This window comes from Microbulbifer sp. YPW1 (genome assembly GCF_013367775.1).
Classification (GTDB): Bacteria; Pseudomonadota; Gammaproteobacteria; order Pseudomonadales; family Cellvibrionaceae; genus Microbulbifer.
In genome coordinates this window covers 1,386,358-1,402,500 of the sequence record NZ_CP055157.1, presented here as the reverse complement: position 1 = coordinate 1,402,500, position 16,143 = coordinate 1,386,358, and the positions used below count along the sequence as shown (strand labels likewise).

Annotated in this window: 8 protein-coding genes, 2 tRNA genes and 2 rRNA genes; 7 read left to right on the top strand and 5 right to left on the bottom strand. The window is 57.1% G+C overall.

The window, feature by feature from the left end:
* Positions 1-59: 59 nt before the first annotated feature.
* The 4 genes from HUW35_RS05930 (at position 60) to rrf (ending at position 3,792) form a co-directional block, all read left to right on the top strand.
* Positions 60-133, top strand: a tRNA-Ile gene (locus HUW35_RS05930).
* A gap of 125 nt (positions 134-258) precedes the next feature.
* Positions 259-334, top strand: a tRNA-Ala gene (locus HUW35_RS05925).
* Between the two features lie 248 nt (positions 335-582).
* Positions 583-3,464: ribosomal RNA gene (locus tag HUW35_RS05920) — 23S ribosomal RNA — on the top strand.
* 212 nt (positions 3,465-3,676) lie between these two features.
* Positions 3,677-3,792 (top strand): 5S ribosomal RNA (gene rrf / locus HUW35_RS05915).
* Positions 3,793-3,996: 204 nt separating this feature from the next.
* Here rrf and HUW35_RS05910 read toward each other — a convergent pair.
* Positions 3,997-4,848 (bottom strand): carbon-nitrogen hydrolase family protein, encoded by an 852-nt coding sequence (locus HUW35_RS05910; protein ID WP_219932658.1) that lies wholly within the window; start codon positions 4,846-4,848, stop codon positions 3,997-3,999.
* Between the two features lie 381 nt (positions 4,849-5,229).
* Positions 5,230-6,153, bottom strand: a complete 924-nt coding sequence (locus tag HUW35_RS05905) for a transporter (RefSeq protein ID WP_181254690.1) — start codon at positions 6,151-6,153, stop codon at positions 5,230-5,232.
* Between the two features lie 211 nt (positions 6,154-6,364).
* Between HUW35_RS05905 and HUW35_RS05900 the strand changes: the two genes are divergently transcribed.
* Positions 6,365-7,159, top strand: coding sequence for an SDR family NAD(P)-dependent oxidoreductase (locus HUW35_RS05900; RefSeq protein WP_181254689.1), 795 nt, complete (start codon positions 6,365-6,367; stop codon positions 7,157-7,159).
* 189 nt (positions 7,160-7,348) lie between these two features.
* Positions 7,349-9,127, top strand: coding sequence for a DUF885 family protein (locus tag HUW35_RS05895; RefSeq protein ID WP_181254688.1), 1,779 nt, complete (start codon positions 7,349-7,351; stop codon positions 9,125-9,127).
* A gap of 173 nt (positions 9,128-9,300) precedes the next feature.
* Here the strand turns inward: HUW35_RS05895 and HUW35_RS05890 are convergent, their stop codons facing one another.
* From HUW35_RS05890 to HUW35_RS05880, 3 genes are read right to left on the bottom strand one after another with little or no spacing between them, the layout of a single operon-like run.
* On the bottom strand, positions 9,301-10,086 hold the full coding sequence (locus HUW35_RS05890; protein ID WP_181254687.1) for a CLCA_X family protein: 786 nt from the start codon (positions 10,084-10,086) through the stop codon (positions 9,301-9,303).
* 12 nt (positions 10,087-10,098) lie between these two features.
* Positions 10,099-12,537: an ATP-dependent DNA helicase gene (locus HUW35_RS05885; RefSeq protein ID WP_255463510.1), complete on the bottom strand. Its 2,439-nt coding sequence runs from the start codon at positions 12,535-12,537 to the stop codon at positions 10,099-10,101.
* A 34-nt stretch (positions 12,538-12,571) separates the two neighbouring features.
* A complete protein-coding gene (locus tag HUW35_RS05880; RefSeq protein WP_181254685.1) occupies positions 12,572-14,257 on the bottom strand; it encodes a VRR-NUC domain-containing protein in 1,686 nt (561 codons plus the stop codon).
* A 202-nt stretch (positions 14,258-14,459) separates the two neighbouring features.
* Here HUW35_RS05880 and HUW35_RS05875 point away from each other — a divergent pair, with 202 nt between their 5' ends.
* A complete protein-coding gene (locus HUW35_RS05875; protein ID WP_181254684.1) occupies positions 14,460-16,139 on the top strand; it encodes a VWA domain-containing protein in 1,680 nt (559 codons plus the stop codon).
* Positions 16,140-16,143: the final 4 nt, after the last annotated feature.

Here is a 16,143-nt window from a genome sequence, read left to right as displayed (position 1 = left end):
CAGTGATGCCCGTTGGGCGGGTCTAGTGCCCTGTGGTTTACCCAGGGGTACAAAGTTTTAGGCCTGTAGCTCAGCTGGTTAGAGCGCACCCCTGATAAGGGTGAGGTCGGCAGTTCAAGTCTGCCCAGGCCTCAAAATTCCACGACTCGGCGCTTTCAGAATTCTTGCATAGCAGGCTATGCGGCGAATTCAGAAAACACCAATTCGTGAAATTTACATTCTTCAAAGTGAAAGGTTTTGAAGGGTGCTTATTGAGATGGGGCTATAGCTCAGCTGGGAGAGCGCTTGGTTTGCATCCAAGAGGTCAGCGGTTCGATCCCGCTTAGCTCCACCATTTTCCGACACAACATTAGAACTCAGAAATCTGATTTTTTATCGAAAGATAAGAGTTCAGCTTTCTGATTTTTACATCAGATGCTCTTTAACAAGGTGAAACATTTTGTAGTAATACACTGCAAGGCGAGGTTGAGTACTAACAATACTCAACTCAATAGAAATGTGTGTCTCTCAAGCACACAATCCGGTGTTCAAACGTTTATCGGCGTTTGGATACAAAGTCGTTAGTAGTCGTTTGTGTTGTATGGTCAAGCGACTAAGCGTATACGGTGGATGCCTTGGCAGCTGGAGGCGATGAAGGACGTAGGAGCCTGCGAAAAGTCTAGGGGAGCTGGCACACAAGCTTTGATCCTGGAATGTCCGAATGGGGAAACCCACCTGTTTTACAGGTATCCCTAACTGAATACATAGGTTAGGAGGCGAACCCGGGAACTGAAACATCTAAGTACCCCGAGGAAAAGAAATCAACCGAGATTCCGAAAGTAGCGGCGAGCGAAATTGGACTAGCCCTTAAGCTATTTATGTCTTAGTGGAAGGATCTGGAAAGTTCCGCGATACAGGGTGATAGCCCCGTACACGAAAAGGCACATTTAGTGAAATCGAGTAGGGCGGGACACGTGTTATCTTGACTGAACATGGGGGGACCATCCTCCAAGGCTAAATACTCCCAGCTGACCGATAGTGAACCAGTACCGTGAGGGAAAGGCGAAAAGAACCCCGGAGAGGGGAGTGAAATAGAACCTGAAACCGTATACGTACAAGCAGTAGGAGCCCTTCGGGGTGACTGCGTACCTTTTGTATAATGGGTCAGCGACTTATATTCAGTGGCAAGGTTAACCATCTAGGGGAGCCGTAGGGAAACCGAGTCTTAACTGGGCGTTCAGTCTCTGGATATAGACCCGAAACCAGGTGATCTAGCCATGGGCAGGTTGAAGGTTGAGTAACATCAACTGGAGGACCGAACCGACTAATGTTGAAAAATTAGCGGATGACTTGTGGCTAGGGGTGAAAGGCCAATCAAACCTGGAGATAGCTGGTTCTCCCCGAAAGCTATTTAGGTAGCGCCTCGGACGAATACTACTGGGGGTAGAGCACTGTTAAGGCTAGGGGGTCATCCCGACTTACCAACCCTTTGCAAACTCCGAATACCAGTAAGTACTATCCGGGAGACACACGGCGGGTGCTAACGTCCGTCGTGGAGAGGGAAACAACCCAGACCGCCAGCTAAGGTCCCAAATTACTACTAAGTGGGAAACGATGTGGGAAGGCTCAGACAGCCAGGATGTTGGCTTAGAAGCAGCCATCATTTAAAGAAAGCGTAATAGCTCACTGGTCGAGTCGGCCTGCGCGGAAGATGTAACGGGGCTCAAACTGATAACCGAAGCTGCGGATGCTCTTATGAGCATGGTAGAGGAGCGTTGTGTAAGCCGCTGAAGGTGAACTGTGAGGTTTGCTGGACGTATCAGAAGTGCGAATGCTGACATGAGTAACGATAAAGGGGGTGAAAAACCTCCTCGCCGGAAGACCAAGGGTTCCTGTCCAACGTTAATCGGGGCAGGGTAAGTCGACCCCTAAGGCGAGGCCGAAAGGCGTAGTCGATGGGAAACGGGTTAATATTCCCGTACTTGCAATTGCTGCGATGGAGTGACGGAGAAGGCTAGGCCAGCACGGCGATTGGTTGTCCGTGTTTAAGGTAGTAGGCTGGGGACTTAGGCAAATCCGGGTCCCTAAGGCCGAGAGCTGATGACGAAGCTTACTTCGGTAAGTGAAGTCATTGATGCCATGCTTCCAGGAAAAGCCTCTAAGCTTCAGATTGTAAGGAATCGTACCCCAAACCGACACAGGTGGTCGGGTAGAGAATACCAAGGCGCTTGAGAGAACTCGGGTGAAGGAACTAGGCAAAATGGTACCGTAACTTCGGGAGAAGGTACGCCGGTTTTGGTGATGGGACTTGCTCCCTAAGCTGAGGCCGGTCGAAGTGACCAGGTGGCTGCAACTGTTTATTAAAAACACAGCACTGTGCAAAATCGTAAGATGACGTATACGGTGTGACGCCTGCCCGGTGCCGGAAGGTTAATTGATGGGGTTAGACTTCGGTCGAAGCTCTTGATCGAAGCCCCGGTAAACGGCGGCCGTAACTATAACGGTCCTAAGGTAGCGAAATTCCTTGTCGGGTAAGTTCCGACCTGCACGAATGGCGTAATGATGGCCACGCTGTCTCCACCCGAGACTCAGTGAAATTGAAATCGCTGTGAAGATGCAGTGTACCCGCGGCTAGACGGAAAGACCCCGTGAACCTTTACTACAGCTTTGCACTGAACTTTGAGCCTACTTGTGTAGGATAGGTGGGAGGCTTTGAAGCAGTGACGCTAGTCATTGTGGAGCCATCCTTGAAATACCACCCTGGTATGTTTGAGGTTCTAACTCTGGTCCGTTATCCGGATCGAGGACAGTGTATGGTGGGTAGTTTGACTGGGGCGGTCTCCTCCCAAAGCGTAACGGAGGAGCACGAAGGTGCACTCAGCATGGTCGGAAATCATGCAATGAGCATAATGGTATAAGTGCGCTTGACTGCGAGTCAGACATGACGAGCAGGTGCGAAAGCAGGTCATAGTGATCCGGTGGTTCTGAATGGAAGGGCCATCGCTCAACGGATAAAAGGTACTCCGGGGATAACAGGCTGATACCGCCCAAGAGTTCATATCGACGGCGGTGTTTGGCACCTCGATGTCGGCTCATCACATCCTGGGGCTGAAGTCGGTCCCAAGGGTATGGCTGTTCGCCATTTAAAGTGGTACGCGAGCTGGGTTTAGAACGTCGTGAGACAGTTCGGTCCCTATCTGCCGTGGGCGTTGGAAATTTGAGAAGAGTTGCTCCTAGTACGAGAGGACCGGAGTGAACGAACCTCTGGTGTTCGGGTTGTGTCGCCAGACGCATTGCCCGGTAGCTAAGTTCGGGATCGATAACCGCTGAAAGCATCTAAGCGGGAAGCCTCCTTCAAGATTAGATTTCCTGACTCCTTGAGAGTCCTAAAGGGCCGTGGAAGACTACCACGTTGATAGGCTGGGTGTGGAAGCGTTGTGAGGCGTTGAGCTAACCAGTACTAATTGCCCGTGCGGCTTGACCATACAACAGAGATGGTTACTAACGATTACTGATCAGATGATCGATCAGTGGATTGTGCGCGAGACGAGACATACAGTTCTTGCGGTGTATTACTACAGAATGTTTTACCGACTTATTTGGGTTGACTGTTAACTGCGAGAGCAGTGGCAAACGGACAGTCAAGTGGCAGCGCAGAGCACAAGCTCATAAGACCAAGCCAACCCAAGCCAGTTTGCCTGACGACCATAGAACTGTGGAACCACCTGATCCCTTGCCGAACTCAGAAGTGAAACGCAGTATCGCCGATGGTAGTGTGGTGTTTCGCCATGTGAGAGTAGGTCATCGTCAGGCTTCTAAATAAAAGAAAGGGCCACCCATTTGGGTGGCCCTTTTTTTATATCCACACACCCCTACAAAACCAAACCCGCCCAAAAAAACACCGTCGCTTTTTTAAACGTTTTCCGCAACCCAACAACCACGCCACTCACATCCAATATCCCGTACTTACCCACAGCTCTATCCAGTTATTCTGTGAGTAACGCCTTTTCCTGTTAGCTACAGGCGGCGCATATCGAGTACCGGCATGTTGTGCCGCACTGTCCCCAACTTATCCCCATCGAGCTTTGCAGTAATCACAGCTTCGCCCTCGCCAGCTTCTGCCAGCACGTCTCCCCAGGGATCAATAATCACAGAGTGTCCCCAGGTCCTGCGTTTCTCCGAGTGCTGTCCGCCCTGGTTTGCTGCAATGACGTAACAGCCATTTTCAATTGCGCGCGCCTGTAACAGGGTTTTCCAGTGTGCCTGGCCTGTAGTGTGGGTAAATGCGGCGGGTACCAGCAAAACCTCTGCACCCCGGGTAGCCAGTACTCTGAAGAGTTCCGGAAAGCGCAGATCGAAGCAGATACTCAGACCGAGCTTCGTCCACGGGGTATCGACAACACTGGTATGGGTACCGGGCTCGATAGAGTTCGATTCACGATAGCGTCCCGCCGCGTCGGCGACGTCCACGTCGAATAAATGTATCTTGTCGTAGCGGGCGCAAAGCTGTCCGCGGTCGTCGTGGACCAGGCAGGCCGAGCGGTTGCGTTTCCCCTCAACCGGAGAGCCATCAGGGCGCTCAAGCAGTGGTATGGCACCGGCAATCAACCAGATACCGAGCTCCTTTGCCCAGCGACTAAGAGCGGCCTGAATTGGCTGCTGCGTTTCATCGGCGACGCCGTCCTCAGCGAAGTGTTCGGCTGCTGCGTAGCTGCCGCGATCCGAGAGATGTGCAAAGTTTTCCGGGAGTAACACCAGCTCTGCGCCGGCCTCCGCGGCTGTTCTCAACAGTGCCTGGGCCCTGTCGAGATTGTCGGCAACACTATCTCCGCTCACCATTTGAACCGCGCCTACGTGCAAATCCTTCACGGAAATCTCCTTGAATTCTGTCGCAGTGAAATTTTACGAAATTACTTTCTGCCACAACGGGCGGAAAGTATCTACATAAAGGTACGGTCGTATCGTGGGGTTGCGGTAGAAGATCTTCTGCTGGGAAGCGTGCTCAATTGCGGACCAATGGTATTAGGAAAGCGGGTCCGTATCGCGCTGGTTACTTGCATCGCAAACAAACGACAGGGGGATTCTGGCGAAACCATGCGATAGTGTTGATGGGATTAAATGCAGTTCTAGCCTGCTTCCTGACAGGATACGGCGTCGTCGGCCTGCGTTTATGGGCCTGAGAATCGCGTAAGCTGCGGTGCCTCCAGCCGGCGGCACCACATGCTACTTCTCGCGATCGTTACTTTTCGTTTATTTTTTTCCGGTGCCCACCTGGTAAACAAACTTCAGCCAGTAGTAATCGCCTTCGGGGGTGTTTTTGGTATCCATCTGTGGCAACCAGCGAAACTCGACCACGATATTGTCCTTGCCCATGGGCAGCATGTAACCGATTGCCGGCCCGATACCGCCACTTTTCTGACGGAAGGGGCCCACAAACCGGTTCTGATTTTGGTCATCGCTGATTTGGTTACCGTAGAAGCCGTTGACACCCAGGGTGAGGAAGCCACTGCCCGCCTTAATCATCTGCTGCAGGCTCGCATCAAAATGCAGCAGCCGGCCACTGCGATAATCGGTGTCAGGATTTTGCTGGTTGATGGTCAACCCGGCGAACATCGTGGCGTTAAAGCCCGATTCCATATTGGTGTAGGCGATCCCGAAGGTAGGATCTGCCGCCCAATAATTGAGGCCCGGGTTGGCAAGTCGTCCCTTCTCATAGTCGCCGGTGGGCGCATGGATAGGGAGAAAGGCGTTGTATTGCCAGTTGCCATCCACCCAGGCCAGCATCGCCGGAATCAGGGTGGTGTCGCCCAGACCGGATTCGGATGAGGTGCGGCGGATAGCGCGTACGGGGCCTTCCACGCGACCGGTAACCTGCACATCAACCCAGGACAGGTAGGCGCCCACGGTGTACTTGGCACCCAGTACCGGCTTGTCAAAAGTATACAGGGCGCCGGGAACCACACTGTTGATGCGCACGTCGATACCCGCAGTAATCACGTCTGCAATCGGCACGCGTATATCGGTACTGATATCGCCGCTGTAATTGAGATACATGGGTTCAAACACCCAGCCCGTCTGAACCGGCGCGCGGTCAATCAGAGTTGCCGCCGTCCCTGGCACGTAATAGCCAATACCGCCTTCAGTCGCACGGGCAGGGTTTGCCCACAATCCCATAAGACACGTGCAAAACGCTGCCAGTAGCAGGCCTGTTGAAAATCGGTTGGATAAAAAGTTTACGAGCACGACAGTTACTCCCTGACTCCGGGTCCGTTACTTCCTGTATATCGTTTGCAAGTGTAGTTGCTATCGCGATTTCTACTTGGGCTACCGCCCCTGGCGGAGCACCCTACTATAGGTCGGAGTATGTCAGCGCAGGGGCGTAGTTATGGATCTCAAGCTCGAAGGTAAACTGGCGTTTGTCAGTGGCTCTACCAAAGGCATAGGAAGGTCTATTGCGGAAAGCCTGGTAGGTGAGGGTGCCCGAGTCATTATCAATGGCCGCTCGGACACCAACCTTGTGGCCGCAGAGCTGACTGCCCTTGGCGATGTGATCGCGATCGATGGGGACCTGTCCGATGCACAGGATACGGCGCGAATCTGTGCAGAGATCGAATCCCACGGTCAACTAGACGTGCTGGTCAACAATATGGGGATATTCAACCCCCGTCCCTTCGCCGAGATCACCGATGAAGAGTGGCGTCAGTTCCTCGACATCAATGTCCTTAGCACCGTGCGACTGTGCAGACACTTTTTCCCCAAAATGCTCGAGCAGGACTTCGGGCGCATCATCAATATTGCCAGCGAAGCCGGTATGCGCGGACTCGAGAGTATGGTGCATTACTCGGTGACTAAAGGTGCGCAGATAGTGCTGGGGCGAGGACTCGCTAATCTCACCAAGGGTTGTGGTCGCGATGTTACGGTGAATTCCGTGCTGCCGGGTCCAACCATGACAGAAGGGGTCAGTAGCTGGCTCAAAGAGAGTGCCCAGGTGCAGGGAAAGTCGGAGGAGGAATTCGTTCGCGATTTCTTTCGCGAAACGGAGCCGGATTCCCTGTTACAGCGCTTTATCAAGCCCGAGGAAATTGCGGCCGTGGTGGCATTTCTCGCTTCACCCTGCAGTGCCGCAATCAACGGTGCGAGCATCAAGGCCGAAGGCGGCCTGATCAAGAGTATCGTTTGATGGCTGTGCGCCGGGAAAAACTAGTGTCAGAGCACTCTGCAGAATAATTATCTGGCGGCCACACCGTTGAACCGCAACACCCGGCATTTCATCGAGTAAGCGGACGCTGCGGATTCCAGCTCCGATGGGGCATGGTAGAGTTGTGCGCAAAGACCAACGACCACCGTTTAGCCTCTGGAGAGTCTTCCCATGTCCGGTATTTCACTGGCGCATCCTGCGCGGCTGCTTTCATTGCTTGCCCTGCTCGCCGCACTGGTTACGCAAAACGCCCTGGCTGCTACCGCCGCCGAACAGCTTCAGCAAGTAATCGACGATCACTGGCAGTACAGTCTGCGGGAAGATCCCATCACCGCCGGTCGAATGGGCGAGAAGGGTTATAACGATCGCCTGCCGGGGGTATCGGAAGAAGACCGCGCCCGTCGTCTGCAGGCCGAGCAACAATTCGTGGCCCGTCTCGCTGAGATCGACAGCGCTGCACTGAACGACTCCGAGCGGGTCAACAGGGACTTGCTTACATGGGTGCTGAAAAATTCCATCGAGGCCAATGAACAGTATCTCGATCGCATCCCGGTCAATACCTTCTATAGCTTCTGGAGCGCGGCGCTGGATGCCAGTAGCGGACTGAATATGCCAAAGCCGTCGGATTACGAGGACTATATCCAGCGTATTCAGGATTTTGGCCGCTACTTCGATGAAAACATCGCAAATATGCGCGCCGGGATCGAGGACGGGTTTGTACTTCCGAAAATCGTCGTCGAAGGGATTGCCCCCACGGTGCGCGCCCAGGTCTATGACGACCCGGAAAAAAGCAGCCTGTACGAGCCGTTTGAAAACCTCCCGGACAATTTCTCTGCCGCGGAAAAAAAGCGCCTGCAGAAGGCGGGCGCCCAGGCCATTAAAGAGTACGCGATCCCCGCATTTGATCGCGTGGCGACCTTCCTTGAAGGTGACTACATGAATGCGGCGAGTGAATCCCTGGCTGCGGAAGATCTGGCCGGCGGCAAGGATTATTACCGCCACGCGATCCGCACTTACGTCACCCTGGACATGGATCCCGCGGAGATCCACAAGATCGGGCTCGCGGAAGTAAAACGTATCCGCGCGGAAATGAACGCACTGATCAAGGAATCCGGGTTTGATGGCAGCTTCGAGGAATTCACCGAGTTCCTGCGCACCGATCCCCAGTTCTACGCCAAGACCCCGAAGGATCTCCTAAAAGAAGCCTCGTATATCGCCAAACGCATCGACTATCGCCTGCCGGAGTTTTTCGGCAAGCTGCCGCGCCTGCCCTACGGTGTGGTACCGGTCCCGGATGAAATCGCGCCCAACTACACCACCGCCTCTTACAACCCGGCGGCCATTGGCGGCACCCGCGGCGGCGCCTACTGGGTGAATACCTACGCACTGGATCAGCGCCCGTTGTATGAACTGGTCGCACTGACCCTGCACGAGGCCGTTCCCGGCCATCACCTGCAGGGCGCGCTGTCGCTGGAACTGGAGAATGTCCCCATGTTCCGCAAGAACCTGTATCTCAGCGCATTTGGTGAGGGCTGGGCCCTGTATACCGAGCGCCTCGGGGTGGAAATGGGGGTATATGAAAATGCCTATCAGCAGTTCGGCCGCCTGAGCTATGAAATGTGGCGCGCGGCCCGCCTGGTTATCGATACCGGCATCCACTCCCAGGGCTGGAGCCGTCAACGGGCACTGGATTTCCTCGCCGGCAATACCTCTCTGTCACAGGCAAACGTGCGCGCCGAAGTGGATCGCTACATCTCCTGGCCGGGACAGGCGCTGTCCTACAAGATGGGTGAGATCAAGATTCGCGAACTTCGCGCAAAGGCGGAAAAAGAATTGGGTGATCGTTTCGATCTGCGCGCCTTCCACGACGCGGTACTCGCCAACGGCGCTCTGCCGATGGAGATGCTGGAACAGCAAATGGAACGGTTTATCGCGCAAGCGAAACGCTAAAGCAAAAGGCCCCGACGATTTCGCCGGGGCCTTTTGCTTCTTACCTGCCAAAAAAACCATGGAGCCAACTGCCGGCATCGGGATAACCATCGAGGTCCACAACAAACTCCTGCCCCCCGGTAGAATCGAAAACTTTGCGGTGGAGTATGAGCTTTATGGTATTCGGTACTGTGTTACTCGCTGTTCAGGTTGCGCTGTAGCGCCCCGCCGAGTAAGCGGAAATACGCAGAAAAAGCGGCGTTAATGCGTTGGCGATGCGCTCCGCTCGGGTAGAGCCCAAGGCGCGCTTCCTCTGTCGCTTTGGTGCCAGCCACCAGAAAGTTATTGCTGATCGCCGAATCCTGGATGAACGCCTCGAAGGCACGCGCACACATTTCTGCGGGCTCCGCGTAATACACGCAGCCGTTTGCCTTGTCGGCGACTTTCGCGACACGAAACATTTCGCTGGGGTTTTCCCCGCTTTCATCCAGCATGATTGCGCGAAAGCAGGCGAACAAGCCATCGTTGATGGGGTGGGGCACCGGGGTGGCATCGCGCAACCATGCCTCGGAGGCGAACAGATTTCCCGACACATCGCTGAAGGCCTTGTCGGCGAGGTAGTGGTCCAGCGCGTGAAACCACTCGTGGGCAATGGCACCGGGGCCGGCGTTCTTGGCCAGGGCAAAGGTGCGTGTCCCGGGTTCGTAATGGGCGGAGATCCCGGGGCGGCCGCCGGTGCCGTACTGGAAGGCGAGGGTGCCGCGCAGGGAGACCAGTAACTCCGGCCCCTGCAGTATCGTCATCAGGTCTACCAGCGCATCGTAAAACAGGCCCGCCGCGCGCGCTTTTTCTGCCTCGGTGACCCAGCGTCCGATGGCAATGGAACGGAAATCGAAACGCTTGCGCACGTCATTGAAGGTGACGTGTTCCTGGGTCCGTTGCTGCGGGCTGCGACGGTAGAATTTGCGATCTAAAACCATGGCGTTTGCGATTCAGGAATTCCAGAACTGATCGAGGGCGGCGGAAAGTGTGTCGCCCTTGTCACAGGTCTGTGGTTGCCAGTGCTGTGGATACAGCGCGTGATAAAACGGATCGGCAAAGCGAGCGTCTGCCAGGATCACCACGCCCCGGTCGGTCTCGGTACGGATTACCCGTCCGGCAGTTTGCAGCACGCGGGTCAGGCCCGGATAACGGTAGGCAATATCGAAACCGTTCTCGCCTCGCTGCTCGCTGGCAGCGCGCAGCAATTCCTGTTCCTCGTTTACCTGCGGTAGGCCCACGCCCACCACGATGGTACCCACCAGCTGTTCGCCCACGTAATCCACGCCCTCGCCAAAAATCCCGCCCATGATCGCAAATCCCAGGCTGCGCCGGCCACCCTGGAAGTGATCCAGAAAAGCGCGGCGCTGCTGATCGGAGCTGCCGGATGTCTGCTGGACTAGCGGGATTTCCGGGAACTGCGCAGCAAAACGCTGCGCCACCTGCTGTAAAAAGCGGTAAGAGGGAAAGAACACCAGATAATTGCCCGGCCGGCTGTGATAAGTCCGCGCGATCAAATCCACCAGCGCGTCACTGGCCTGATCGCGGGCGCGGTAGCGGGTGTCCACAAACGGGCACAGAAACAGCCCCAGTTGCTCTGCCGCAAAGGGAGAGGGCAGGGCAAGGTACGGGGAATCATCCTGCAGCCCCAGTTGCCGATAAACATAGCCCGGCGGACGCAGGGTGGCAGAGAAGGCAATGACGCAGTGGAACTGTGCATAAGTCTGGCGCACGTAATCGGCGGCATTCAGGCACAGCAGCTCGACTTCCTGTTCCCGCCAGCGGCTATCGCTGTTCGCCGGGTTTCGCGTGCGGGTTATACAGCGGTGTTGTGCCGCCGCCAGCTGTTCCACGGTCTGGTACCGGAACAGGGCTTTGAGCCAGTCGGCAATCGCCTCCGGTGGTGACTGTGACTGCTCCCACAATTGGCTGGCCACAAGCATTACCTTGTGGATCGCTGTATTCACCGCCGGGGGCGCGCCGTCTGCGAGAGCGGTGATCCACAGCTCGGTATTTTCTCCGTTGCGCGTATGCGCGGACTTCTGTTCCGATTCCCGCAGCTGCTCCACCCACTGGTCCAGTGCGCGCACCAGTGACTGGATGGCGCGCCGCAGACCGGGATGCGAACCCTTACAGGCAGCTGCTGCACGACGGCTATCACCGTGGGTGAGCTTCGCGCTGAACATGGCGCGCGCCCGGTCGCTGAGATTGTGCGCCTCGTCGATCAGCAGCGCGCGCTGCAGGCGTGTGTCCCGCAGGTTTTGCATCTGCACCAGTGGATCAAATACATAGTTGAAGTCGCAGACCACCAGATCTGCCCATGGGAGCATCTGCAGTGACAGCTCGAACGGACAAAGCTGCAGGCAGTCCGCCTCTTTGGCAATGACCTCCGGTGTCAGCAACGGGCGCCCGAGCAGGGCGCGACGCGCTTCCGGCAACCGGTCAAAGAAGCCGCGGGTGCGCGGGCAGATACCCGCCTCGTCGCGGCTGCACAGGCCCAGGCTACAGGCACAGCTTTTGTCCCGTGCCTGCAGTTCCAGTACCGACAGTGTCAGTCCGTCGGCTTGTAGCCGTGCGGCGGTTTCCCGCACCACCTGTCGGCCGGAATTCTTTGCGGTGAGATATACCAGCTGGTCGAGGGTCGTTTCCCCCACGGCCTTTATCGCCGGGAACAGGGTGCTGACGGTTTTGCCGATACCGGTGGGCGCCTCCACCACCAGTTCGCCGCCATCGCGCAGACAGCGGTAGGCCGCCACCGCCAGGGAACGCTGGCCTGCCCGGTACGCGGCAAACGGAAACTCCAGCGCGCGGGCGGAGGCGCGCACCGCCTGGCGATGGGCCTGCCAGCGCCGCTGCCATTGCAGATACTCGGTGAGCGCGGTTCTGGCAAAGCTTTCCAGCTCGCACCAGCGGAATTCCCTGGATTCGGGGTAGGTCTTTTTTTCCTTCAGGTTGTGCCACAGCATCTGCAGCGCCACCGGGGTGTCCGCGGAAAACTGTTGCTGCAGTCCGTAACAGAAGCCGTAGACCTTCAGCTGTGCCCAGTGCAGCTCGCGGACGGACTCCGCCAGTTTTTGTGGCGGTACGTACGTCGTCTTTATCTCGTCCAGCTGTACCGCGCGGTGCAGATCCGGCTGGGGGTGCAGGATATCCACGCGACCGCTGAGCACGACGGTGCAGCCATCCTGTTCCAGCGTCTCCTGCAGACGGTATTCCGCTTCGCTGCCTTTGGGGCGTTTTTTCTGTAGTCGTTGATGGGCACGGATCCCCTCCAGGGCGGTGGGGCCGGCAGCGCTTTCTCCAACCAGATCGCCGCTGCGACAGGCAAAGGCCACCAGCTCTCCCACGGACAGTTGCAGCGTGGGATTGCTCACGGCTGTTTCCGCGCTCATGGCTGTTTCCACGCTCATGGCTGCGTTATCTCGCTCATGGCTGTTCTATCCCGCTCATGGCTGTCCACTCCACGTGCAGTACCCGGTGGGGGATCTGGTGTCTGGCGAAATAGGCCAGCCAGCGCTGCTGGTTTTGCTGAAGGCGATCGCCGGGGCCTTTCACTTCCACCAGTTCATAGTTGCCCTCCGCCGGGAACCGGATCAGGTCGGGCAGCCCGTTGCGATGGTGGGCGATATCACCCAGCAGACGGCGGAACAGGGCCAGCCAGTGCTGTGCGGGAATACGTTCCAGGGCCAGTGTCAGCAGCGGTTCCGGTAAGGCCTCCCAGGCGACCAGGGGGTTGGCGATACCCTGTTTCTCGTCAAAGTGTCGCCACACCCATGTGCTCAGGTTTCCCGTCTCCAGTTCTGCCAGTCGCCGTTCGAACGCAGCGCGGCGCTGGGAATAAAAATCGGCGGTGCGGAAATCGCTTGGCGCCACCTGAAAAGGATTGAAGAAAGCGCCGGGTATCGGCGCAAACAGGATGTCCCAGGTGGCGAGGCCGAGCACACCGTTAAACAGGGTGTTTTCCACGTAGAAGCAATGATCGTTCGAGGCGCCCGGCGCGAGGAAATCCGCAGCCAGCATTTCGACCCGCTCCCCGGTGGGGTTCAGGGCAACGGTTTCCACAGGCGGTTTGTGTCGGGGGGGCGCCGGCCAGTCCGCACTACAACCGGCTTTCTTTGCCGTGCGGTATCCGAAACTCTGCGCGAACTCGCTCTCCGCTTCATTGTGCGGGCTGGCGAGAATCTCCGCGCACAGCGCCAGGCCCAGCTCGGTGTCACCGCGGCTCACCGCGATCCGCGCCCTGCGTTCCCGCGCCGGTGGACGGCTGCACTGACGGTACAGCGCGTCGGCCTCGCTTAACGCATCGAGTCGCTCCAGCTGCCGCGCCAGGGTCAGGCGCAACCGGTCGAGGCGCCGATGCAGGGTATTGTCGCCGTCGATACCGGCGGGGAGTCGCGCCGCCAGCGCATTAATGGCGTCAGCATCCGCGGCCAGCGCGAACTCGGCCTCGGCCACACAGTCGTAATAACGCAGGTGCTGTTCGATCTGCTCGCGATTCCGGAACGGCAGTTGTTCCCGTTCCAGCGGGTAACTTTCATAGCGGTACAGTCCCAGGTCCCGCAGCACATAGTCGGTCAGATCCTGGTTCAGGTTGCCGAAAAACAGCAGCTTGAAGGTCTCGAAGTGCTCTGCCGCCTGTACTGCCAGCAGTGGTTCGTTTTCCATCAGGGCATGCTGTATGGGCGAAGCCTCCTGCGCGAGCAGCGCCTGTTCCACGGCCGGGCGTTTCAGGGATTTGGACAGGGGTTCTGGACTACTGGCCAGCAGTTCGTTCTTGGTGAACAGTGGCAGGATTTCTTCCAGTGCCAGAGACGGGTTGTGCTGCAGCAGGCCGCTCGCCACCAGTTGTTCCACCGCGGCGCTCAGATCGCTGATTTCTGCGTAGTTCAGTTTGTATTGCCGGAACAGCGCGCCGGCAGTGGAGGGCACCCCCTTGCGCGACAGCAGTCGCACATACAGGCGCTGGCTGTCGGTCGCCAGGGAACGAAACTGACCGAAGAAGCGCCTTTCGCTGGCCGACAACAGGTTTTCATAGCGCGCCACCACAAAGTCCACCAGTGCGCGGAAGTTGCTGAGGTAGTAATCCGGAGCCAGTTCGACGGGATCGGCCATGGGGAATTCAAGTATCTGGGGGTGAGCTCATGCGGTGGGCAGCGTCGCTGCCCAATGCTGTATGGTTATACAGGAAGGGTAGGGGGTAAAACAAACAGATGTGCGACTGGCGGGCCACCGAAACTGGCAAACGCGGATTGGTGCTGCGAAACTCTATTTCCTTGCCAAGCACACTAATAATGAACAGCTGAGAGGGATCTTTATGAATTTTCGTTTGGGATTGTCACAACTCACTGCCAGTGCGTTGGTTCTGGCGATTGCCGCTTGCTCTTCCACAGACAGTGAGGACTCAGCAAATCAGCAGGTACTGATGGACCGCGCTTCAGTTGAGGAGGTTGTGGTTACCAGTGCTCGTAGAAAGCATGCGGAGCAAGCAGCCTACGTTGTCCCTCAGAGTCCCCCGCCTGTCATACTCCCGGAGTCACAACAGGAAAAATATCAGGATCTGGAACCCCGCCAGGTAAAACTGGTGCGCGAGGAGCCGGTCTCCACCTTTGCCCTGGATGTGGACACCGGCGGTTATAGCAATGTGCGCCGCTTCCTCAACAACGGACAGTTGCCACCCAAGGATGCGGTGCGTCTCGAGGAGCTGGTCAATTACTTCAACTACGACTTCGCGGGCGCGGATAGTAAACCGACACTCGCCAGCGATGATGACTTCGCCGTGCACTTCGATCTCTCCCGTGCGCCCTGGGACGCAGAGCGCACGCTGTTTTCCATCGGCGTGAAGGCGCGCGAGTTACCGATGGACGAGGTGCCGCCGGTCAATCTGGTCTTCCTGATCGACACTTCCGGTTCCATGTCCCAGGCGAACAAGCTGCCGCTACTGCAACAGGCCTACCGTCTGCTGGCCAAGCAGCTGCGCGCCGAGGACTCGGTGAGTATCGTCACCTATGCCGGTAGCGCCGGGCTGGTGCTGGAGCCGACCTCCGGCGATCAGAAAACCAAAATCCTGCAGGCCATCGACCGGCTCCAGGCCGGTGGCTCCACCAATGGTGCCGGCGGTATAGAGCTGGCCTATGCGGTTGCCCAACAGGCGTTCAAGAAAGGCGGGGTCAACCGCATCCTGCTGGCCACCGATGGCGACTTCAATGTGGGCATCAGCGATGTGGAAACCCTCAAACAGCGTATCGAGCGCGGGCGTAAAAGCGGTGTGCAGTTCAGCGCACTGGGTTTCGGCATGGGCAATTACCGCGAGGAAATGGTCGAGCAGCTGACCAATGTGGGTGACGGCAGCTACGCGTATATCGATACCATTTTCGAAGCCAACCGTGTGCTGGTGGAGCAGCTCGCGGGCACCCTGTTCACCGTCGCCAAAGATGCCAAGGTACAGGTGGAGTTCAATCCCGCGCGGGTTTCGGAATATCGTCTGCTCGGTTATGAAAACCGTCGTCTCAATCGCGAGGACTTCAACAATGATGCAAAGGATTCGGGCGATATCGGCGCTGGCCACTCGGTAGTGGCGCTGTATGAACTGACGCTGGTGGGCGATACCCCGCGGGTGGATCCACTGCGCTACGCAAACGACAGCGAATCCAATGCGGCCGAGGCCAAGCGTGACGAACTGGCGACGGTAAAAGTGCGCTACAAGAAACCGGGTGAAGAAGACAGCACCCTCAAACAGTGGCACCTGGCACCGCAGATAAAGCCGATTCAGGAAGCCCAGCAGGACCTGCAGTTTGCCACCGCCGTTGCCGGTTTCGGTCTGCTGCTGCGCAGTGAACCGCTGCGCGAGTTCGACTACGAGGATGTGGCGGCGCTGGCGCAGCTTGCCCGCGGTAAAGACACCAGTGGCGATCGCGCCGAGTTCGTACGCCTGGTGAAAACCGCCGGCGCCCTGGCCAGTGCCCAGGCCATGCCGGTAACCAATCAGCCGGAGTAATACA